This window comes from Bradyrhizobium pachyrhizi (genome assembly GCF_001189245.1).
GTDB lineage: Bacteria > Pseudomonadota > Alphaproteobacteria > Rhizobiales > Xanthobacteraceae > Bradyrhizobium > Bradyrhizobium pachyrhizi.
On the sequence record NZ_LFIQ01000051.1, the window covers coordinates 106,834 to 126,773 of the forward strand.

Here is a 19,940-nt window from a genome sequence, read left to right on the forward strand (position 1 = left end):
AAAGGGGGTTACCCATGGCCAGAAACGCAAAAAAGCCCGGTGACCGAAGCCACCGGGCGCTCCACGTCATCGATTGTTCGCAACGACCCGAACCACGTCGCAGGATCTAGACGAGCTCTTTCCGCCAATACAGCGTGTGCTGCCATGCCCAGGGCGAGCCAGGTTCGAAGAGCCGATACCCCTGCCGGATAAAATTATTGGCCGAGAAGATGTTGTCGGTGGTATCAGAAACGATCGCCTTCCAGCCGGCACGGCGCGCTCGTGCTTCCAACGCGCGAGTAAGCCGCAGCTGCAGGCCGTGGCCGCAGTGCGGCATCACGACGCCAACGCGGCACAGATATCCAGCATTTGTAACATGGGTTGAAGGAACGACACCCGCGAATGCGATTGGCTTCGCGCCACGGAACGCAATCCACCAATATCCTTGCTCGAAGTCCGGTACACGGGTCCCGTCGGAGAATATCAGCTGATGAAGCTCGGCGAGCGAGTCCGCCACCGCTTCGTCCAGGGCTTCGACCTCGCGTATCCGATACATTTCTGCGCCTCAATGATTCTGTTGTCCGCCAAGGCGCCCAGATCTATGTCCAAGGACATCAATCCGCTCCGCGCTCCGCGAGTCATTTTCCGAGCGTGGCCTTGATGCCCAACCAAACGGCTCCGAGAAAACCCGTGGCAAGCATAGTGATCACCGCCTTGAATGTATAGTTTTGTGCCTGCTCGACACTTCGTCGCCAGCGCCGGAGGTGCTGAAAATCGGCGCGCAGCTCGCGTCGGTCCCCCTCTTCAAAGCCGAATGAAGTCAAAACAGTCGCAATAGTCTTGACCACCACCGCGTCGATATCGCTTCGCCGTACCCTATCTTGCTCAATCAACGTTTCCATCACGATCGTTTTGACATCAGCTTCGTGCATGCGGTCACCGTCGAATGATGCGTGCGACATTCTCGAACGTGCGCTTTCCAAAATAGAAGCCCATGATCATGCCAGCCCAGGTGCTTACGTCTCCCGCGAGCTGCGGCGTCGTCCCAAGACCGAGAACCTTGTCCCACACGACGCACTTCGCATAAAAGGTAAGAGTGACATAGAACGCCAACTTCTCTGGCTCCCAGGGACGACCGATCTCGGCGAGCTTGAGTTGATTCTGCGCCTGCGCCTCGGCCGTCTGGGCTGCGATCTCGCTTGCAGCGAGATCGGCCGCGATCCTGCTCTCAATGTTTCCAGCCTTCAGCTTGGCTTGATACGCATCGATCAGGCCCTTGATGACGGGACCACCAAGGAATGAAAGAATAGCCATCCACATGGATCAGTTCTTTCCTACCGACCGCAGCCGCGCGACGATCGTAATCGTCGAGATTCCGATCATGGCGTAGGCCAGATATCGAGGGTTGTTCTTCAGCGCCTCCATGATCTGGGCCTTGAGATCAGGATCGCCGAAGGCAGATGCGATCGGATCAAGCCACTGGAAGACGGTCCCAAGACCGGTCAGGAAGAGGCCCCAGATCACCGTCACAGATCGTCCGGCCAGCGCCCAGGCCTTGCCCCAGAACGTATCGGCCTCATCGTAGAAGGATTTGAGAGCTGGAATCGCGTGCAAGACCGGCCGCAGCACAATGAAATACGCGCAAAGCAGTCCGGGCAAGGTCAGGATCAGCCAGAGCATCGTCATGTCCTTCCGAAAAGAGATCTGAAGAGGTCAACAAAAAAGGCTCCGAGGGAGCCTTTGGCGGGAGCGTGGATCGATGGAGTGCCCGGAGGAGGCTTTGGCGCTGGCGAAGGCGCCGTTCCTGCCGGGGTAATCTTCGCCCCGGTGAAGGTGATGGTCGGATCGAGTTGCATCATCGCCGCCAACAAGCCGGCGCAGCCGAGTTGCTGATCCACGACGCTCGGGTCGAAGACCCCATCCCGAACATATTTACCCGAGACATACTGATCGGTGCCGGACCAGATGTAGGGCGACGGTTTGCCCCGAGCTGCATAGCCGAGCCCGTTATATTGCTCGAGCATGGTCAGCGTGCCACCGATCGACCAGTCCCTGTTTCGGGCAGCGAAGGGCGCACAACTGACCAGCGCGTCAAAGGCGCCGTCTTCCCAGGCCTTGAACGGCCCCTTTCCCTTCGGAACATGGACCGAGACGCTTCCGAGCGGGTCGCCCTGCCCAAGCTGGGTGTTCCAGTTCTGTGAAGCCTCCCGCTCATGGGCGACCGCGATGAAGAACCAGGGCACGCCAGTCCTGGCCGACACCGTCTGATACCGACCTTTGGCAGTCGGAGCGACGAGCCTCTTGGCGGTACCGGAGAAATTCCGGGTCAACTTGGCTTTTGTCCAGCGGGTAGCGTTCGCCGCCGTTAGGGCAACGAGGTCAGTCATAGCATCTCCAAAAGAAAAAGCCGCCCAGAGGCGGCCTACGCTGCAATGCAACATCGTTTGCAAATATTGTCTATAGTGGGGTGTGATGATAAACGCAGCGACATGCACACTGATCGAACCACACGACGCTACGCGCGGGACCCGCGTATTCTTCCGTATTGGAAGGTTGTCCTGAAATCCACGTGGCTCTTCCTCAAGGCCGATATCAGGCAATGGTTCAGGCCAACTTAGGCTTTCTGGCGAGAGCATTTCTTGGACGCCCTACTTGTACGCTCGCACCAGGGGCAAGGTTAGGCTGGAGGGCCAGGATTCTCAACGCAGGCGAAAGCAGCGCACACATTAGGATCGGCGAGAATTCATTTGTAGGCGGTGAACTGTTTGTTTTTGCTCACGGTGGTGACATCGAGATAGGAAGTAACTGCTACATTGATGTTGGCGCCCGGATATGGTCTGGCGTGTCAATTAAGATAGGGAACGACGTCACAGTCGGCCCTAACGTGAATATTTTCGATAATCACACGCACCCGCTACGCGCCGCAGAACGACACACACAAATTAGAAGCATCTTCACCATCGGGCATCCCCGGCAAGTTGAGCTTGCAGATCGCCCGGTTACAATCGGCGATGGCGTTCAAATAGGAGCAGGTGCGATCATCTTGCGCGGCGTGGAGATCGGAAAAAATGTCACCGTTACGCCCGGCAGCATTGTGAGCAAAAGCATCATGCCCTCAACGGATCAAATAATCCGCATGATGTAGTTGCAGACAATGCTTGGCTGAACGTTCGAAAATGGCGTGCTCGTGCCTCCTTGAGGGTTAGCCGCCAGCGTTCCGGAGAAAGTCCCGGTTACCTGAAGTGGGCTCGCAGTGCCAGTAGTCGGACTGTACACGTTTGCCTGAGTGCCAGTGGTAGTCGAGAAGAAGTTCGCGAAGGCATTGCCAGTTATACCGCCTGATACCGAACCCGTCGGGGTGTAGGGTGGCAGGTTTGCGGTAACAAGGGTTTGGGTCTCGGAACCGCCCGTTCCGCTGAGCGACAAACTGGAGAACGTGGCACCCGTGATCCGACCAGCGCCGCCATCAGCTGCCACAGAGGCACGTCCTCGCTTGTCGGGTATATTGAACGTGGTCGAACCATCGCCCACTCCATAGAGCGTTCCGACCAGCGCAAACAACGTCGCATAGGTCGTGCGCGAGATCGCCTGCCCGACTGGAAAAACAAACGAGCTGTTCGGGGCGGTAGGTGCCCAGTAATCCATGCCGGCCGCAAGTGGCACGTTGTATGGATTGCCAAAGAAGCCGTGCAGATACCACACTGCATCAGAGTTACTGTAAGTCGCCGCATAGGGCGTACCCTGGATGATAACTCCGGCCTGCAATTCGACGCCGGGCGCAGTTCTCAGCGGACGGTTACCGAGCCCGTCGACGTTGATGACGGTGATTCCGCCGTTTGTGATGTGCGGCGTGAAGGCAATCATCGTACCGTTCATGTTCGTGAAGCTGTCGAATTGCTGATAGCTTGACAGCGCATAAGATGTGCTGGATCCGGTCGTGACAATCGCGCCGGCGATATCGTCGCGATACTTTGCTGTGGCCGCCATCATCGCGCGCGCGGAGTCATTGACACTCGAAGGCGCCTGTCCCTCCTGCCAATTGATCGAGCTGTCAGCGGTTGCATCCGAGGCCGCAACCCGGGACCATTTGTAGAGAGTCATGGTACTTTCCCTTGATGAATTTTCGCGAGGCCAGCTCTCGTCGATGAGCGGTAGCCCCTTCGTTATTCCGCGCGACCGAGCTGGAGATATTGGGCGCACGGGCAGGCAGGAGCCCGCGCGATCAGAAGGTTGCGGATCACGCCGATGGGTACGCCGGGGCTCTCCCTGGCTACAGCCTGCGCACGTGCATCGATGATGGCTTCAATTTCGGCACGAAGTTCACTGATATGGCTTTCAATTGGTGGCGTGCGGGCTGGCTTCATCTCTGGTCCTTTCTGGCTGTGCGCAGGACGTCCGCTGCAGCGCTTCAAATCGCTTCAGCGCCGCGGCCGCTTCGTTCTGGGCGCGCCGCAACGCCTTGTCGCGACGCGCCTCATGGGCTGCAATGAATATCTGCACATCGTAAGGCAATGACCGGAAGCGCGTCTTGCGATCGTCCGGCCAGGATCTCGGCGGTTCAACTTCTGCAATATGCGCGATTGCCGCCGCAGCCGGGCCTCCGAGCGTGGGGTCGGCGAGACCCGCCGACACATGCAGCTTCGAGATATCCTGCACTGCCGGCCACAGCCGCTCGACGCCGAGGGATGCGCAGTCGACCACGAACCGGGCAACGATCGCCGGCGCTGCGGGATACGGAACCGCGCCGTGCAACTCACACCAGCGAACAAATATTGGTGCGGCACGCAAGCGAGCTTGCGCGAGCGTTGCCAACACAGGATTGACCATCGCCCGCTTCAGCGTTTCGCCCTGCGCAACGCATGATGGAGATCGGTCATCCTGCGCCGCAGTTCCTGAAGGCGCACGTGGCGCCGAAGGCTATGCGAGCCCGAATTGATCTCTCCGGCGAGCTCCGCATCGAGCCTGTCCAGGGCGGCCACGCGCTTGCTCAATCCATAAAGGGCAAAGTTGTCGGCGATCTCGCTAACGGTAGCGGGCTGGCCACAGGCCTTTTCCGTGATGGATTCGGCGTGCCCGAGAAAATCTCGATCGTCTGTCATCTGCGAACCTCAGGCTCAAGACCGGAAGAAAATCGGGAGGTCAACCGGCCACTGTCGCATCGGTTGTCCACTAACCAATCCGCTCGCAATTAACGAACGCGGGAGGCCCTTATCCGCACTTCCACCGTTCGTCGGCATCGGCGAACCGGAACTCCCTTGCGGATGCCGCCTGAGTTCGCCATTGCCGCCGGGTAACCGAAACGAAACTTTGATCTCCCTTGGATCTCGACTTGTCGATAGTGGGCTTGGCGGAGAGAATGGACCGTGGTCAGGATCCACGTAAAGCCAGTCCTTGTCCGGAGCTTGCGGGGTCAATTCCGGAGGAAGCTCGATATGGTCGATCGGCGATTCGCGGCCGATGCGCTTCTTGATCGCGTCGGCATATTTCCCAAGATCTGAGAGCAGTCCGCCCAGAATGTCCGACGGATCATCGATCTGACCGCGCAAGGCCGCGATCGCATCGATGTAGCCATCCACAGCGTCAGCGCGGGCTTGATTATCCTTCTGCACGCCATCGGGATAATAAGCCTGATCGCCGACGATAAGATCGGACAATTGCCCACGAACGATGTCATAGACCCGCCGCCGATCCGCCTCGTTGATCACCGTCCTCGGATTGAGCGGCGCAAGGTATTTCCTCTCAATTTCCGCCATCCTGTTTCTCCATATTGGCCCTTACAATGCATGTGACCCCGATGCCTCGGAAGGTCAGATCTTCGGAGCCTGCGGCCAGTTGCTTGGAAGAATAATGTCGGCGGCTCAGCCGGCGATCTCTAATCCGCCTGAGCGAATCTCAGGAACAGGGTACCGATGTGGAAATTCACAACGAACTCGTTTCCCCTGCGCTGGTGCCCCTCATAAACGGTAAGGCCGACCAGAGAACCAGCGTCACGCGACACCGACGTCGTGCCGCCATAGAAGAAGCAGCAACCCGGTCGCGCGCCGTGAATCGCGATCTTGACCTTCTTGTCGCGTTCAAAGAAAGACAGCTTGATCGAGATCAGCTGAGTCTTGAACTCGATATTGCAAGTTGCTTCAGTATTGCACTTGTCGACAATGCCGGTTTCCTGGCGACCTCCGACATCAAGCGCATAAGCAACTGCGTAGTCACCTGCACGTGCGGCTGGCACGAATAGCAACCAGAAGATAGCAATGACCAGCAAGGCTGCCCATCTCAGCAACGTCGAGCTCAAATTTGAAAATTTGCCTTGCATGGCATTCCGTCAAATCCGACAATCGGAATAGAACATATAGCGAACATTGTCAAGGTTGACGAGCCTACCGCGGTCGTGCGCTTCACCGCCTGGCGCCTCTTCGCGCATGATAAAGCGCTACCGCATCCTTGATATCGCCAGTGTTCGAAAGCCTTGCATTGAGCGCTCGAAGATCCACGTTCTCGCGCTCGCCACGCGATGCCGCGGCGCCCGGTCGCTGCACCGGCGGAAGCGGTCTGGTGGTGACGGCATCCTTCGCCTTCATCATCAGGCGATATTTTCCCGCGTCGTACATCATCCGCTGAAAGGTGGCGTTGCGCATCAGCGGCTCGGTGTTGAGCAAATACGTCAACTCGGAAGCCTCGAGTCCACTCGCCTTGGCCGATGCGATGATCTCCTGCATCACGGCGCGCTGGGTTTCGACGGGCTCTCCCTTCAACATCGCATCAAACAGCGCGTCCTCTGATTTCGCGTGAGCGCGAAAGGAGTGATACGCGGCTTCAGCCTGTCGTTGGCTCTCTTGTTGATGTTGTGCAAGAAGCTGGTCCGTTGCCGCGATCGCGCTCTGAACGCGCGCAAATTTGGCCGGCTCGTGTCGCGACATCTGCTCGAGGACGCCAGGCAAGTTCTCGAGCGGAACGCCGACGAGCTCGGGAAATTGATTGACGAAGCTCGCCTGCGCGATCTGCGTGGCGCCGGTAAGGGCATCAAGATAGCCCTGGCGGACTTTGTGCGTTTCTGCGATCTCCTCATCGATCGCCTGACGCACCTGCGGATGCTCCAGCGCTCTCGCCAGAGCAGGATCGATCCCTTCGTTGAAGTTGGCGCCCGTTTCGGCATCTTGCGTCCTCACGTCGCCGTTGCTTCGCCCGGCTTCCGCGACACCGGTTTCAGGCAGGTCGAAGCCGTAGAACTCGGCCGCCTCCGGGTCGCTTGCGAGCGCCTCCATGCGCAGTGCGTCGACCCGCTCGGCTAATCGTTCGGCGTCTTCGCCGTCGGCGATCAGTTTCTCGGCCGCCACGGCAGCCGCATAATCACGGCTGGCGCGCCGTAAGGTTACCGCTTCATTCGCCGCAGCGGGCTTCCCCTCCGCGTCCCGATACTGCCGGACAACCACGTCCTCAGACTGTTCCGAGATCTTCTCTGCGGCCTCGCGAAGCGATGCATTGTCGCTGCCGATCGGCTCCTCTTCGTCCGCTCTGCGATCTGGCATCGGCTTGTAGCCTGCCACTGCCAAATCATGGGCAGCGCCCGTAAGATCGTTGCTGGGTTCATCGGCCATTGTTCAGACCTCTCCTCCGCAGGTAAGCGCCAGGGCTTCGACCGGGTGCCCCCCCAAGTGTTGGCTCCTCTTGATTGTCGGGAAACGCAGGGGCGGTTCGACCAGTCTGCTCGACCGAACGCTGGCCGGAGTTAAATCCCGTCAAGCCGTTGGCGAGAGCCGCGAATGGGTTGCCTAGCGGGGTATGAGCCCAACTCTGAAAGCCGGCATTCAATCGATCACCGAATGTAGGGACGGCGACCGGCGCGGAAGGTTCCGCGCGGCCGAACTGCGGCATCCAGTAATCTCCAATACGCATGTTGAGCGTCTGCCCATCGTCGCGCGGCCAGCTCGACGGCGTTTGAGGCACCCCAGCTGCACTCGGTCCATCTGGCGGCGTTGTGTCGCGGTTGCTTGCCGGTAGATCCGAACTCCCGGCGCCGGGGACTGCCGGGAAAGGCGAGCCCTGCGCGGACTGGTCGAAACTCAACTGCGGCTGCAGGGAGACCAGCCGACCATACAATCCTCCAGCCGGATCGAAAAGCCTCGGATCAAACCTCAAATAGTCGTCAAGCAATCCCATCAGCGCACCTCGCCGAGCTTGCGAGAGGTTTCCGTCGCGGCGTGATAGTCGACGGCCTTGTAGCCATTGATGTCCAGGACGGCATGCGGCGCGGTCCGTTCCACATCCTGCGCCATCAGGCCGATGTGGTAGGCAGGCGCTCCCTTGTAACGAAAACCATAGACGGGCGTCCCATCGAACAGCGCGCCAACGGCGGCAACGTCTTCCTTCAGCCGCATGTCGGACGGCAAGAATTTGAACAGGCTGCCGATGCCGTTAGCAATCGCCCCGAACTGCTGCGCACCGGACATCTGCTGGGTGGTGTTCGTCGTCCCATTGCTCTGCTGGCCGAGTTGCGCGATCGGCACACCGATCTGTGCGAGCAGGCTCAACGCTTGCACCGGAATGCCGCGGCGCTGCGCCTCCTCGGCCAGCGTTGCGTTGGCGCCGTAGTTCCGGGCATCGAGCGCGGATTGCGAGGCCGTGACGCCCTGCCCCTGGTTGGTGAGATAGTTCTGCTGCATACCGCTCAGCGTATTCGCAGTGGTGTTGCCGGCTCCGTAGAGCGCGTTCGCCGCATTAAACTGGTTGGCGACATCCTGGTTGTACTGTGCCGCGATCACGGGCGCCTCGGCCGCAGCGACCCCGCGCCCATAAGCCATCTGGTTGGCTCCGCTGAGGTCACGGCCGGCCGCGGCGAACTGCGAATTGATGCTGTTGCCGACATCGCTCTGGATTTGTGCCAGTTGCGCTGTCAGTGCCGGATTGTTTCCGATCATGCTGCCGTTAGCATAGGGCGTGAGCTGCCGCTGCAACGTGCCAAGATTATCCTGCACATTTCCGGCCTGCGCATTCGCGCCGCCGCCGTCCAGCAGCGAGTTGGCATAGCCACCAATTTGACCGGCATAGGGATTGCCCTGCGCGGCGTTGCTCTGAAGGATGGTCAATGCACCGGTCTCTGCTGATGTGAGTCCGGTGTTGTTCAACCGGGAACCAAGCTGACTGAGGATGCCCTGCAACATCGGCTGGGCGGCCGTCCATGGAGCGGTCTGGGACTGCTGCGTTTGGGTCGATGAAGATTGTCCACCCATCAATTTCTCCTGGTATCAATGATTGTGTTCACTGCGTGAGCGCGCAGCGCAGCGCGCTACGCAACGACGGCGACGGTGAGATCAAACGACAAACCAGCTTCGCTCTCGATCCATCTGGGCACGCCGAGAAATCCGGGATTATTTGTGCCGCGCGAAGCCGCCCTTTCTTGCACGACATCGTAAGGCATCAGAGAAGGCCACCCGCACGCTCGTCTGGCATCATCTGCACCGACGAAGCTGCCGAGTTGTCTAGAATCTCAGGCTGAAGAGGGTATCTGGGCCGTCGGGGAGAAGGAGCTGGCGCCGGTGGCATCCACGGATCGATCCACCAGGGAAATCCTGGCTTCTGCGGCACCGGCTCGTTGATGTCATGAAATTTGTCGCGAATGCGCGACCAAGACTCCTGTGGACTCGCTCCGTCGATTCCGAAATTTGCCACCCGGTAGAGATCGTCCCCGAACCGCGCCGTCATGAATTGCTCCATGAACAAATCGAGACAGAAACTTGCGATACTGTCGCCACATGCGATGCTGACGTGGCAAGGCGCGGGGGCGCGTCATGGACGTGCCCCGCATTCTCATCAACCGGAGTTCGATCCTGGCGGATCGCGCTATTTGAGGGATGGACTAGTTAGGGATCGTAGATCACCGACTGCGACAGACCGAGTCGGGCCAAGGTAGCGTCTATCTCGTCCTGACTACGCGGATATGCTTCATAGATCAGCCTCGTCTTCAGGCGCACGGAATACCGTGGATTCCACGTCCAAAAAAGATCTGCTGGAGGCGCTCCGGTCTGGTCAAATTTCCGCTTCAGGATTCTTCTGATGGTCGTGCTTTCAGGTGGCTCCTTGAACCCGGCCGGAAAGCCCCTTGAATGATAGAACTCGGCCTTGCGATCGGCGAACGCCTGGTGTTGGGCATCGGCAGAAGAAGCACATGGGTATGTGCCAAAATGTTGCGCGTCGGAGTCGGACGTTTCCACGAATCGCAAACAATCCTTGCTCAACAACCCAGTCTTGAGATTGGTCCATGCAACAATCGCGTCTCTCGGTACGAACGCTTCTGCGGAAGCGAAAAGGAGATAGTTGGCGCAAGCCGCGAAGCAGTAGTCGTGGACGATGACGACCGCTTCCTTGCTCCTAAGCATGTCGGCAAGCATGATCGTCGCAGAGATTTCACCGCCAAATCCTTTGACGACTGCATATCCGTCCTGCTGAAGGCTCCTCGCAACTGCGAGCTCTTGCTGCGAAAATATCCAATCGTGGACACATAGGACCCTCTTGTCGTCCCGAAGCGTCAACGGGCTGGTTGCCTTTGGCTGAAGCACCGGCGAGTCCACCTTGCCCCCTCGGCAGAATGCGAGCACGTCCGAATAGCTTTCCGCCCCTGGCATTTGGGCACGCGAAGCTTCCGCACCCGGAAATACCCAAAGGAATGCAGCAAACGCTAGATTTACTCCACGGAAGCCAAACACCCTTACCTGCACTTCGGTGAGTTGAGGGATCACACAACATCAACCATAGAACATATGGTGAACAATCGTCAACCCACCCGCGAGACAGCAATTTCCTTATCCATGATGATATGCTTCGCACGATACCCGTCGAGCACGCGCAGCCAGCCCTTACGACCGTAGATCCTGACGCGCGCGCAGCCTTCGTCTCTCGCATAAGATTCGATCCCATCGAGCAGCGGCAGCCAGCGCTTCATGCCGGTGCCGCCGCACGCGGTGATGACGCAAACCTTGCCGATCTCGGAATTGATCAGGACCGTGGTAGCTGCCGCCTGAATCGACCGGCCGTTCCAGGCGAGCCACAGGAGACTAAGGCCGGAAAGGATGTCCGCTTCAATGTCTTCGAATGCGCTCAGAGCGGTTCGGATACATGCTTCTCTCAGCAGCAAACTTGCATGTGGCCAAATCTCGTGGACCTGCACAGGGTCGACACAAACGAGCGACGAGGACGCGAGAGCGGACATAGATTGACTTCGCTTATGGACGGAGTAGGCACAAGCCATCTGGCAAATGCACGCACTGCGCCTCGTCGAAATTGCATGAAGCGGTCGAGTGGAAAGTTATCTACCTTTCGACTTCTTGCGAAACATTGCGTTGTTGCGCTTCCGCCTCTCCTCATAACTCAGGCCCGGGTCAAGGGGCGTTCCTCCACATATCGCCCGCACTCTGGTCTTTTCGCAATCTTCAGCGGAAAACAGCGCATTACGCTTCTTGGATTGGCCATAGAGGAACGGGTTTCTCTTTGCCGCTCCGCTATTGTATGCATCCTCACATTCCTTGCGGGCATCTGACCACTCCTTTGCACAATCGGCATCATTTCCACCACCGTCAGCGGAGGCGTTCGGATCAGGATCCTGGTTGTCCGCCGGCGCCAAGGGCGGAGAGTCGATCTTCGGAGGCTGCTTCCGTCCCGCTCCCATCATGTCGACACGCTCAAGTTGCCTGACATTGGGATCAGATCGACTTAGCGCGCCTTGTCCTTCCGGATTCGGCGTCGCTCTAGGTCCTATATTGGGAATCGGTTGAGTCCTATCCTCATCGCCGGAGATAGATCGCCGGAGATGGTCCGCTCCCAGCATCAGAGCAACCAAACCTCCTAGTGGACCTCGCGGCCGAAACGGTGGCTGGTCTCTAGGAAGTCCGGACGGTGGCTCTACTGGACGTCGATCAGCATCTGGAAAGTCGCGCGGAAGTACAGTCGAGCCGGCGCCATCAATTGGTCGCTCAGCGTTCCGATTAGCGTCGGCTCCTTCAAGCGTGTGGGCTTGCTGCATTACTCGAGCAAACAGCGCTCCATAGCGTAGAACATCAAGGATCGACATCGTTGCCAACTGTGAGGCATCCGTGATGGGCCTGGGCGCCAGAATTTTTTCGAACGACGGCATCCGGAATTGCGGAACCTGACTGGGATCACTGGGATTTCCGGAGGGCGGCAAAGGTGGAAAGGGGAGCCCCTTTCCAAACGCGCCGGGGCCAACCCTAAATGGAGGAGCCATTGATTAAATCCTTCGCTGAAATGACGCACGACACTGCGTCGCGCGTAGATGGATCGCTCAAGGTGAGAGTGGGTAGATTGCCTATGGGGGCGTACCGACGCGCTAATGCGACCTACGTTGTCGGTATTAGCCAAGCACTGCGTATAGGAACGTCCGTGCTGGCGTCGCTGAATTGACATGTGTGATCGTGAACGATCCATTCGTCACGGCGCTGACGTAGAGCGTGCCATTGCCAAGCTCCGTCGCGGCATTTGCCGAAGCTGGCGTCAGGATCGGCGTCGAACCCGTCGCGGCGTTCGGTGTCGAGACGATCGTCGTCGACGCACCCGTCGCGAGCGTTACCGACCCGACCGCGTTCGAGCGGCCGGCGGCGAGGCCCTGGATGGCGAGCACGATTTTCTTCAGGTCGGTCTCGACGATGCCTGGAACGTACGCCGTCATAGCGCGCCGCTCGCGATGACATCCGGCACGACGCCGGCACAGAAGGTCCATTGGGTTGCAGCGGGGATCCGCACCTTGAACCGCGAGTAGCGCGTGTCCTGCATCATGTCGCAGCGTCCGGTTCTGGCATTCACGAGCACCTCAGTGCCCGGGACTGCGGTCGCTGAAGGCGTATCGCGGGTAGAGACGGAGCCGTACAGCGTGGAGGCGTCGGTAATCGGCCTGAAGCCGCGTATCGTGATCCGGTTTTCGTCGGTCCCCTGCTCCGCGCTTTCCAGCGTCGCTTCCAGGTTCTGGCCGCGAAAGAAGCCGAGCACATGCGCATTGCTGAACTGCGCGATTTCAGGCTGCACCGCCGTGGCATAGGCATCGAGGCTCAATGTCATCGCGTCGATCGAGGACGAGATGGTGTCGAGGTTTTCCAGCGTCAGACCGGTCTGCGAGACACCCAGCAGATATTCTCCGGTCATCGAGACAGGAAAGAAGCGATCAAGCAGAAAGTCGTAGCCGAGCAGCTTGTCGTAGCTATTTCCGACGGCGCCAGAGACCGATTTGTAGGCCCAGTACACGCGGGTACTGCGCGGATCAGCCGCGCCCACGAAGAGCTGCAGATTGCCCTTGTCGAGATCCGCCAGGAACGTGCGATCGACCTTCTCGCGGCCGATCTGCTCCGGTACGCCGCCCGGTTCGATCTTGTGAAAGCCCTGGCCTGCGTAGAAGAAGATGCGCTCACCGGCCCGGATGATCGAATACGGCGCGTAAAGACCCTTGTCCTGCGTAATACGATCGATCTGGAACACGATCGGCGAACCCGGAACATAGGACATCCGCCGGATCGCCTGATCCTGAAAGATGATGCCAGCCTCGCCGCCGGCGACGCCGCGAACAATGCCGCCGTCGGGAAAATCCTGGAAGTCGGACGACTTGATGCCGCTGATCCAGCTGTCGGCCGCGTTGAAATTGTTCAGCCCCGACCACTGAATCCGGTAAGGGTTCGAGAGCAATCCGGACAGCACCAGGAACCGGCCGACGACCCCGATATAGGCCGCCTGCGGCGGCGAGCCGAGCGCATTGCCGAACGTCGACGCCGACGACAAGTCAAACATCTGCAGCGCTGTGTTCGCCTGCGTGGCGAAGACGAAATTTCCGGTTTGCGCGAACTGCCACTGCGCGTTGGCGCTCAGCGCGCTGTATGTTCCGCCTCCTGACGACACATCCGTCCAGGTGAAATCAGTGTTGTTGAGCTTGTAAAGCTTATTGCTGGTTCCTGCGAATGTGACCACCGTGCCATCGGACTTCAGCGCGTAGAAGGCTCCCCTGCACGCGGCTGGTAACGGTGCCGCGTAAGCTGACAGGCTCGGAAATGGTCCGTAGCCGTCACCACGTGGAATCACGTTGAGGATGTTTCGCGTCGCCTGACCTTCATAGTCGCTGACATCGGGGCGATACTCGCCAGTGGCAAGCAAGGGCATCGTTCAATCGTCTCCAGAATATTGGACGGCAGGCTTTGCGAATCGCGTGACCGGCGACGTCAGGCGTCCGGCGCTTCGTGCAGGGGCGGCGCTAGTGCACAACCGGCTCCGGAATTTCTTGCTCGGAATCAGCAATCCAGGCACCCGCCGGAGCAATTTGGGGCGTCCACGCCGTGACCGTTGGAACGTCCGTGATCCAGGCAGGCGAAACCGTCGCGCTCGTCACCCACTCAGGAGACGGCACTGTTTCACCAGCCCAGCTGCTCGCGATAGGTTGGGCCGGCCACCAATTCACGTAGTCTCGGCCCGTCGCCGCGGCGCTGCCGGTCACCTGATACGCGATCGTTCCCGCATTCAGTGCAACCGCCCCAACCACTCCGTTACAGACAACAACGTAGCCGCCCACGATGACGCTGAGCGTCATGGCCGTCCTCACGGAATTTCCAGCGAGGACGTAGTTCGTCGCGCCCAATACGAGACCAATAGGGAACAGCGCGACGGCACCGCTCACATTGTAGCTTCTCGAGCTTACATTCAGCTTTGAAGTAAAGGCCAAGGCATTGGCGGCTAGCGCGTAGCTTGCCGGAGCCGCCGTTTCGCGAAGACCGAGGATCGTCCCGTTTCCCTCCAGGACGTACGATGCTGATCCACTGACCAGAACATTCGATCCGCTTACCCTCGTCTGCCCCAGAGCGAGGCGGCCGATTGCATCGAACCCGAGTAGCGACATTTGCTAAACCGCCTCCGCTAGTTGGAAAAGCACGACGCCGCACAGCACCTCGATGATGAATCTCATCATGTTGTAAAAAGCTCCGTACCGAGGACCGAGCCCGGACAGCTGGCGCCCCACTGCCGATGCCAGTCTGCCGACGACGCTGACCGCCCGACCGGTGATGACATCGGCCCGCGTGCTCGCGACCAGGCTGTCCGCAAGCTTTTCTGCCGACCAACGATCGAGTGAGAGCCTGTATTTGCAGCGAGGGTGACGGTTGAAATCCCGTCCTGGCTTAGCTGCCCAAGGCCAGCCATCTCGGCGCATCAAAGCCACGCATAGCGCGTGCAATGGTTCCGGGTGGCGCATTAGGCGCCAATCCTGAAGCCTTGAAAATGCGTGCCTGACGTAGCACCGAACAATGTCGTGACGCCGTTTGGCATATAGACATATGCCTCAACGTAGTCGGTGCTTCCGTTCATCGGGACAGCACAAACAAGCAGCTTGTTGCTGTCGCCCGACATACCGCCCGAAACTGCCGTGTAAGCCCCGTTCTTGATGCGCGTGCCGTTTTTGTAAAGCGACGGCTGACAGCTCTCTGTTGGAGAAGTTCCTGTCGCGGTCGTGCAATCCAGCACAAAGAGATAGGTGCCAGCGGTCTGCGGGGTATACTTCCCAGTCGAGGTATCGAACCAGGATTCGTTATCGACCTGCTTATTCGTCCATATGATCTTGTTATACGCTGAGGCCGTTAGCCCGGTCAGGTCGGTGCCATTTCGGTCGACGATAAAGATTCCGTTTTCGGACAGGTTGGCTCGGATATTGGCCCGAGCCTGAGCGCGCTGTGCCGTGCCGAAATTGTTAGCTTCCTCGATCGAGATCAGATCCTCTTTCAGAGCCACGATCGCTACTTGCGGCGATACGGAGAAATTGATCTTCGACGCCGTTCCAGACGAATTGAACAGGACCGTGGTTCGAGACAGAACGCCGGTCGAGGCGTTCCAGGTACCTTCGCCGAGCTCCCATTGAGAAAGGTCCGCGCTCTCCGCGCGATACTTGTATATGCGCCCATTGACGGCTCCTGCCGCCGCGGGCGCCATGTATCCTCCTACGGGCCCCGCGACCGACCAATCTGCGGTGCCTCCGGATGCCGGAGAAAATCTGCACGCGTCGAGAAATGCTGCCATATCAGGAAATCGTCAGGATGCCGTTGATCTGGTCGAGCGCGACCGTGAAGGTATTGCCATTGGTGAGCATCAGGCCTGTGCCGTAATCCCACCACCCGATCAAAGGCTTGGTTGCGGAAGTCGAGTTGTAGAGAACGGCATATTGAAACGGACCGATCGATCCGCCGGCCGCCGTCCATGCCGGGTTCGTTGAGCCAAAGAACCTGAACGTGCCCGAGGTTTGCGATCCCGCGACCGCACCGATCGATGCTCCCCCCGACAGGTAGCCGTTTCCGGCCGGGAGATCGGCGGGCACATTGTAGACGGCGTTGGTCGCGGTGGGCAGCGCGTTGGTGAGATATACCTTGTAGACCTGTGCCGTCCCGGTCTTCATGTCGTGCAGCGCGTTAGCGACATCCTGCACGAAACAGTTGAACTTGTTGAAGGCGGCCATGCTTGTGATTCCTAGATGATCTGACCGGAAGCGCGAACCGTCATTGGCCCGGCATTGAAAGTTGAGGTCAGCCCCAGATTATTGAGACTGTTGAGCGCGGCCGAGAAGCCGAGCGCCCAGGTCTGGATCCGTCCATCGTCCTTCAGGTAAGGCGCGGCCTCCAGGAGCGCGCCATAGAGATACAGATCCGGCGCGGCCAACAGCAGCCAGTTCGGATCATTGCTGGCGAGCGGTGGGACCACCCGCCGGTACACCATTTCGATCGTGTAGGGCTTGTCGGGTTTCGGAGCGATCTCGATCTCGTTGCCGAAGATCGTGAAGTATCGGGGCTGTCCCGCGACGTCCGATATGCCGAACCGGTATTCGTCGAGCTGTGTGCCCGACCTGAACTCGAGCCAAGGCTTGCCCGCCACACTCGACAGCCGCATCCTTCGCATCGACTGGAAGTCGGTCGGCAGCGCGATAAACTCGGGCTCGTCGGAGGTGAGGTCGATGACCGCGATGGCGCGCTGCTCCATCTGGCGAACAAGGAGCTCCCGATTGAGCTTCGCCTCGGAGAGCTGGATGAAGGTCGGGATCCGCGCGATCAGGACGGCATCCTGATCGCGCGCCAGATATTCCGTCACCGCCGATTGCAGGGAGGCATAGTCCACGATTTGTGTCACGAGGCCTCCGCTGTCCATCCGGCCTGCAGCTTCGGTCGATCGGTGCGCAGGTAGGCCCATTCGGGATCGTCGAGCTTGCGCTGCACGATGGCGTCAAACTCGGGGCAGAACATCCCAATCGACGTGTTGCCCCTGGCGTATTCTTCGTTTAGCCATTTGACGTAGATCACGTTGGGGATGCGCGCGACGTGTCGGCCCCACTCGCTGTGCTGTTCGTCGCGACGCGCCGCATGATTCCATTGCAGGATCGGCTCGACATCCTGCACGTGCTCGATCGCAAGGTCGCGACCGTTGCTGTCGAAATGCGGCCGGATCAGGATGCCGTCCATCACGACATCTCCGTAACCCAGAGCGTGCCGGCGGTTGCCGTGACCAAGCCATTGGTTGTCGCCTTGATTGCGGCGATCCGCTGCCCGGGACTGACGATGACGTATTCGACCAGGTTCGCAGGCAGATAGATATCAGCGGTCGTCGCGGTCTGGGTGCCGTCGCCAATCCGATAGCAACAGGCGGAGTTGGCGACCAGGCGCAGCTGGTAGGTCTCGGCACCGAACGCATTGGTCGCCCCGACGCTTGCGTCGTAGGCGATCGTCTGCGTCACGCCGAGGCGCGACGCCGGATGTTTGGGAAAGAATGACATCAGGCCGTCCTCACCGAGAGAGAGAAGTGCATGGGAACGGCGGCGCCGGACGCGCCTGACGGCGTCAGCACGATGACATCGTCTTCGTTGAGATATGTCGGCGAAGCCGGTACCGCCGAGAACAGCTGCCCCGCAGCCGATCCAGCCTGCGGTACCGTGAAGGTCGTCAGTGTGTTGCCGTTGGCGGCGACCGTGATGGTGCCGTCGGCCGTGGTGATCGCGCCGCCCAGAATTCCCGTCGCCTTCAGCACGCGGCAACGAAATGGAACCCGAATATAGGCAGCAACGGGAGACGCACCGCACGACGGCGTATAGACCGTCAGGTGCTCGGTATTGAGAGTGTGATTACCGGGAAGTGGCATGAAGGCCTCCTGAGGCAAGGGAAAGCGGGCAACCGAAGTTGCCCGCCAGATCGCAATGACGGAGTTAGGACGTGGTGTTGTCGAACACGCCGCCGGAGGCCTTCTCGTTACGCGCGACCAGCGCGTATTCGGCCAGCACTTGGCGCCGATCGGAATCGCCCGTCTTCGCCAACGGGATCGAGATCATGTTGCGGCCGTTGAGATAGGCGACGGCCCATTTGTCCATCTCGAGCACCAGAACGTCGCGCGGACGCTGGAAGCGATTGGCGACCACCTTCAGTTTGCCAAAGTCGGATTCGTACGCGTCGACCGAGGCGACGATCTTCTTCGACTTGGCTTCTTCGATCGCGGTGGACCGGCCGGTGAAGGTCGAGAATACCTGCTTGTTGAAAGCGCCCGTCATGATGGTGCCGGGCTTGCCGCCATTGCTCCAGACCGACGACAGCACGGTCTTCAGCCGCACCTCCGTGAACGCCAGCTGGGTGCCGTCGGTTCGCGTGCCGATGCCGTCGGCCGCGGCCGGATCGGCTGCACCGCCGGCCGTCCCTTTCGACGTATTGCTCACGACCCACGACAACACCGACGCCGTCTTGCGCGGTACACTGGTCGAGCCGGCAACCTTGGCCTGGTTGCTACCAACCAGGATCGTCTCGATGTCGCGCTTCAGCTCGAGGCCGCGCAGCATCTCCTGGTAGGCGAGTTCGTTGTCGCGGCCGGCGTGGTCGACCGCCTGCTGCGTGCCCGACACCTGCGCCATTTTGTAGGAGATCTGGCAGAGATTGCCGAGCCGGACGGTCGGCACCAGCGCGTTGGCGGTGGGGTCATCTCCCTCGAGCTGGGCGTTGGCGTTGGAGGCCGGCGCCAGCGCCTGGGTCTGCCATTCGTGGTTGACGGCAGAGGCCTTTTCCTTATCGACGCCGCTCATGAACGGAGTGTCGGTCGGATCGATGCGATAGATCATATCGCTGAGGTCTTCACGGTTGCCGATCGCCTGGTAGGTCGTCACCGTGTTGGTAGGCAAAGCCATGTGTTGGTCCTTGTGCTGTCCGACAACGCGAGCGGACGGCCGCCCAATCGGCGGAACGTTCGGCATCGAGATGGGCGGACGTGATGGTCTTGGGTGGTTGAGCGCTCGGGCTGCACGATGGCGCGGAAGTTCGCTTCCGGTTCGGCCGGCCCTCGTCTCCGCCGTGGCGCCTGCGTGGGCAGGGTCGGCGTCATGAAAAGGCCCGCGGCGGCTTCCCGGCGCGGGCTCAAAACTTTCGATGATGAGATTATGCTAGTGAGTTGCCCGACGTGTCAACATGCATGATGATAATTTTTCTGACTGACAGAAAATTCTCTCCGCACGACGGCTGCACGCGTGATCGCGTATCAGGGCCGGTCCCACCGCGACGGCAATCGTCGAACCTGGGATCGATCGCCGAAGCGATCTGCGAATGAGGCTGCATCATCATCTGGCATGTACGGCACAGCTGCCATTCCAGGCCCTGGAGGTTGAGGCACGTCGCCTCCTCGCTCGCTCCTCTGCTCCATGTATTCCGCCAGCGACCTGAAATTCAGCGGGACACTCGTCGCGACGCTTTTGAAATCGGGCGAAAATGAAATGACCGCATTCTTCCTCTTCGGTGGTTCATAGGAAGCCACCCATTCGCTATCGCCGGATGCGATATCAACCCACAACACACTCTTGTTGTAGACGTAGCCAAGTTGCCGGCCGTCGTTACGGCATTGCAACCCGCGACCAGGGGAAACAGCGATCGGCGTAACTTTGCCATCGGCGTCATAGGCGCTGAGCTGGCCATTCGTATCGA

At 59.5% G+C, this 19,940-nt stretch carries 26 protein-coding genes; 1 reads left to right on the forward strand and 25 read right to left on the reverse strand.

The genetic code is table 11. The features are described from left to right. Window positions 1-106: 106 nt before the first annotated feature. From AKL29_RS08790 to AKL29_RS08810, 5 genes are all read right to left on the reverse strand, one after another. Window positions 107-535 (reverse strand): GNAT family N-acetyltransferase, encoded by a 429-nt coding sequence (locus tag AKL29_RS08790; protein WP_050383858.1) that lies wholly within the window; start codon window positions 533-535, stop codon window positions 107-109. 82 nt (window positions 536-617) lie between these two features. Beyond that, the gene (locus AKL29_RS08795) at window positions 618-911 is read right to left on the reverse strand and encodes a hypothetical protein (RefSeq protein WP_193395194.1); all 294 of its coding nucleotides are present in this window, start codon (window positions 909-911) and stop codon (window positions 618-620) included. 4 nt (window positions 912-915) lie between these two features. Then, window positions 916-1,299, reverse strand: a complete 384-nt coding sequence (locus AKL29_RS08800; protein WP_050383859.1) for a hypothetical protein — start codon at window positions 1,297-1,299, stop codon at window positions 916-918. A 3-nt stretch (window positions 1,300-1,302) separates the two neighbouring features. Further along, window positions 1,303-1,665 carry a hypothetical protein gene (locus AKL29_RS08805; RefSeq protein ID WP_244481854.1) on the reverse strand — a complete coding sequence of 121 codons (363 nt, stop codon included), beginning with the start codon at window positions 1,663-1,665 and terminating at the stop codon, window positions 1,303-1,305. Then, on the reverse strand, window positions 1,662-2,366 hold the full coding sequence (locus AKL29_RS08810) for a hypothetical protein (protein WP_050383860.1): 705 nt from the start codon (window positions 2,364-2,366) through the stop codon (window positions 1,662-1,664). Before AKL29_RS08810 ends, AKL29_RS08805 begins: the two co-directional genes overlap by 4 nt. A 212-nt stretch (window positions 2,367-2,578) precedes the next feature. On the opposite strand from AKL29_RS08810, the gene AKL29_RS40405 reads away from it, so the two are divergent. Continuing rightward, complete coding sequence (locus AKL29_RS40405) at window positions 2,579-3,124, forward strand: acyltransferase (RefSeq protein ID WP_082190517.1); 546 nt, start codon at window positions 2,579-2,581, stop codon at window positions 3,122-3,124. Here the strand turns inward: AKL29_RS40405 and AKL29_RS08815 are convergent. The 20 genes from AKL29_RS08815 to AKL29_RS08910 all read right to left on the reverse strand — a co-directional run bounded on the left by AKL29_RS08815 (window position 3,103) and on the right by AKL29_RS08910 (window position 19,153). After that, the gene (locus tag AKL29_RS08815) at window positions 3,103-4,080 is read right to left on the reverse strand and encodes a phage tail protein (protein ID WP_050383861.1); all 978 of its coding nucleotides are present in this window, start codon (window positions 4,078-4,080) and stop codon (window positions 3,103-3,105) included. The genes AKL29_RS40405 and AKL29_RS08815 overlap by 22 nt on opposite strands. A gap of 62 nt (window positions 4,081-4,142) precedes the next feature. Next, window positions 4,143-4,343 carry a hypothetical protein gene (locus AKL29_RS40410; RefSeq protein WP_082190518.1) on the reverse strand — a complete coding sequence of 67 codons (201 nt, stop codon included), beginning with the start codon at window positions 4,341-4,343 and terminating at the stop codon, window positions 4,143-4,145. Continuing rightward, complete coding sequence (locus AKL29_RS08820; RefSeq protein ID WP_193395195.1) at window positions 4,315-4,806, reverse strand: hypothetical protein; 492 nt, start codon at window positions 4,804-4,806, stop codon at window positions 4,315-4,317. Before AKL29_RS08820 ends, AKL29_RS40410 begins: the two co-directional genes overlap by 29 nt. A gap of 8 nt (window positions 4,807-4,814) precedes the next feature. After that, entirely contained in the window at window positions 4,815-5,078 is a 264-nt protein-coding gene (locus AKL29_RS08825; RefSeq protein WP_050383862.1) for a hypothetical protein, read from the reverse strand. A 15-nt stretch (window positions 5,079-5,093) separates the two neighbouring features. Next, complete coding sequence (locus AKL29_RS08830; RefSeq protein WP_050383863.1) at window positions 5,094-5,732, reverse strand: hypothetical protein; 639 nt, start codon at window positions 5,730-5,732, stop codon at window positions 5,094-5,096. A 119-nt stretch (window positions 5,733-5,851) separates the two neighbouring features. After that, a complete protein-coding gene (locus tag AKL29_RS08835; RefSeq protein WP_050383864.1) occupies window positions 5,852-6,292 on the reverse strand; it encodes a hypothetical protein in 441 nt (146 codons plus the stop codon). An 82-nt stretch (window positions 6,293-6,374) separates the two neighbouring features. Further along, window positions 6,375-7,574 carry a hypothetical protein gene (locus AKL29_RS08840; RefSeq protein WP_050383865.1) on the reverse strand — a complete coding sequence of 400 codons (1,200 nt, stop codon included), beginning with the start codon at window positions 7,572-7,574 and terminating at the stop codon, window positions 6,375-6,377. 561 nt (window positions 7,575-8,135) lie between these two features. Then, window positions 8,136-9,137, reverse strand: coding sequence for a tail fiber domain-containing protein (locus AKL29_RS08845; protein ID WP_244481856.1), 1,002 nt, complete (start codon window positions 9,135-9,137; stop codon window positions 8,136-8,138). Window positions 9,138-9,836: 699 nt separating this feature from the next. Beyond that, the gene (locus AKL29_RS08850) at window positions 9,837-10,712 is read right to left on the reverse strand and encodes a hypothetical protein (RefSeq protein WP_152977482.1); all 876 of its coding nucleotides are present in this window, start codon (window positions 10,710-10,712) and stop codon (window positions 9,837-9,839) included. 35 nt (window positions 10,713-10,747) lie between these two features. After that, the gene (locus AKL29_RS08855) at window positions 10,748-11,182 is read right to left on the reverse strand and encodes a hypothetical protein (protein ID WP_050383962.1); all 435 of its coding nucleotides are present in this window, start codon (window positions 11,180-11,182) and stop codon (window positions 10,748-10,750) included. Between the two features lie 1,158 nt (window positions 11,183-12,340). Beyond that, a complete protein-coding gene (locus AKL29_RS08860; RefSeq protein WP_050383868.1) occupies window positions 12,341-12,655 on the reverse strand; it encodes a hypothetical protein in 315 nt (104 codons plus the stop codon). Continuing rightward, window positions 12,652-14,127, reverse strand: coding sequence for a hypothetical protein (locus AKL29_RS08865; RefSeq protein WP_050383869.1), 1,476 nt, complete (start codon window positions 14,125-14,127; stop codon window positions 12,652-12,654). Before AKL29_RS08865 ends, AKL29_RS08860 begins: the two co-directional genes overlap by 4 nt. A gap of 91 nt (window positions 14,128-14,218) precedes the next feature. Then, entirely contained in the window at window positions 14,219-14,857 is a 639-nt protein-coding gene (locus AKL29_RS08870; RefSeq protein ID WP_050383870.1) for a hypothetical protein, read from the reverse strand. Between the two features lie 350 nt (window positions 14,858-15,207). Then, a complete protein-coding gene (locus AKL29_RS43620) occupies window positions 15,208-15,939 on the reverse strand; it encodes a complement C1q domain-containing protein (protein WP_050383872.1) in 732 nt (243 codons plus the stop codon). Window positions 15,940-16,027: 88 nt separating this feature from the next. Then, the gene (locus AKL29_RS08885; RefSeq protein ID WP_050383873.1) at window positions 16,028-16,459 is read right to left on the reverse strand and encodes a hypothetical protein; all 432 of its coding nucleotides are present in this window, start codon (window positions 16,457-16,459) and stop codon (window positions 16,028-16,030) included. Between the two features lie 11 nt (window positions 16,460-16,470). Beyond that, window positions 16,471-17,124: a phage adaptor protein gene (locus AKL29_RS08890; protein ID WP_050383963.1), complete on the reverse strand. Its 654-nt coding sequence runs from the start codon at window positions 17,122-17,124 to the stop codon at window positions 16,471-16,473. Further along, the gene (locus AKL29_RS08895; RefSeq protein ID WP_050383874.1) at window positions 17,121-17,453 is read right to left on the reverse strand and encodes a hypothetical protein; all 333 of its coding nucleotides are present in this window, start codon (window positions 17,451-17,453) and stop codon (window positions 17,121-17,123) included. Before AKL29_RS08895 ends, AKL29_RS08890 begins: the two co-directional genes overlap by 4 nt. Next, on the reverse strand, window positions 17,453-17,764 hold the full coding sequence (locus AKL29_RS08900; RefSeq protein ID WP_050383875.1) for a hypothetical protein: 312 nt from the start codon (window positions 17,762-17,764) through the stop codon (window positions 17,453-17,455). The genes AKL29_RS08895 and AKL29_RS08900 overlap by 1 nt, the downstream gene beginning before the upstream one ends. Continuing rightward, on the reverse strand, window positions 17,764-18,126 hold the full coding sequence (locus AKL29_RS08905) for a hypothetical protein (protein WP_050383964.1): 363 nt from the start codon (window positions 18,124-18,126) through the stop codon (window positions 17,764-17,766). Before AKL29_RS08905 ends, AKL29_RS08900 begins: the two co-directional genes overlap by 1 nt. 64 nt (window positions 18,127-18,190) lie before the next feature. Next, window positions 18,191-19,153, reverse strand: coding sequence for a DUF5309 domain-containing protein (locus AKL29_RS08910; protein WP_050383876.1), 963 nt, complete (start codon window positions 19,151-19,153; stop codon window positions 18,191-18,193). Window positions 19,154-19,940 lie beyond the last annotated feature (787 nt).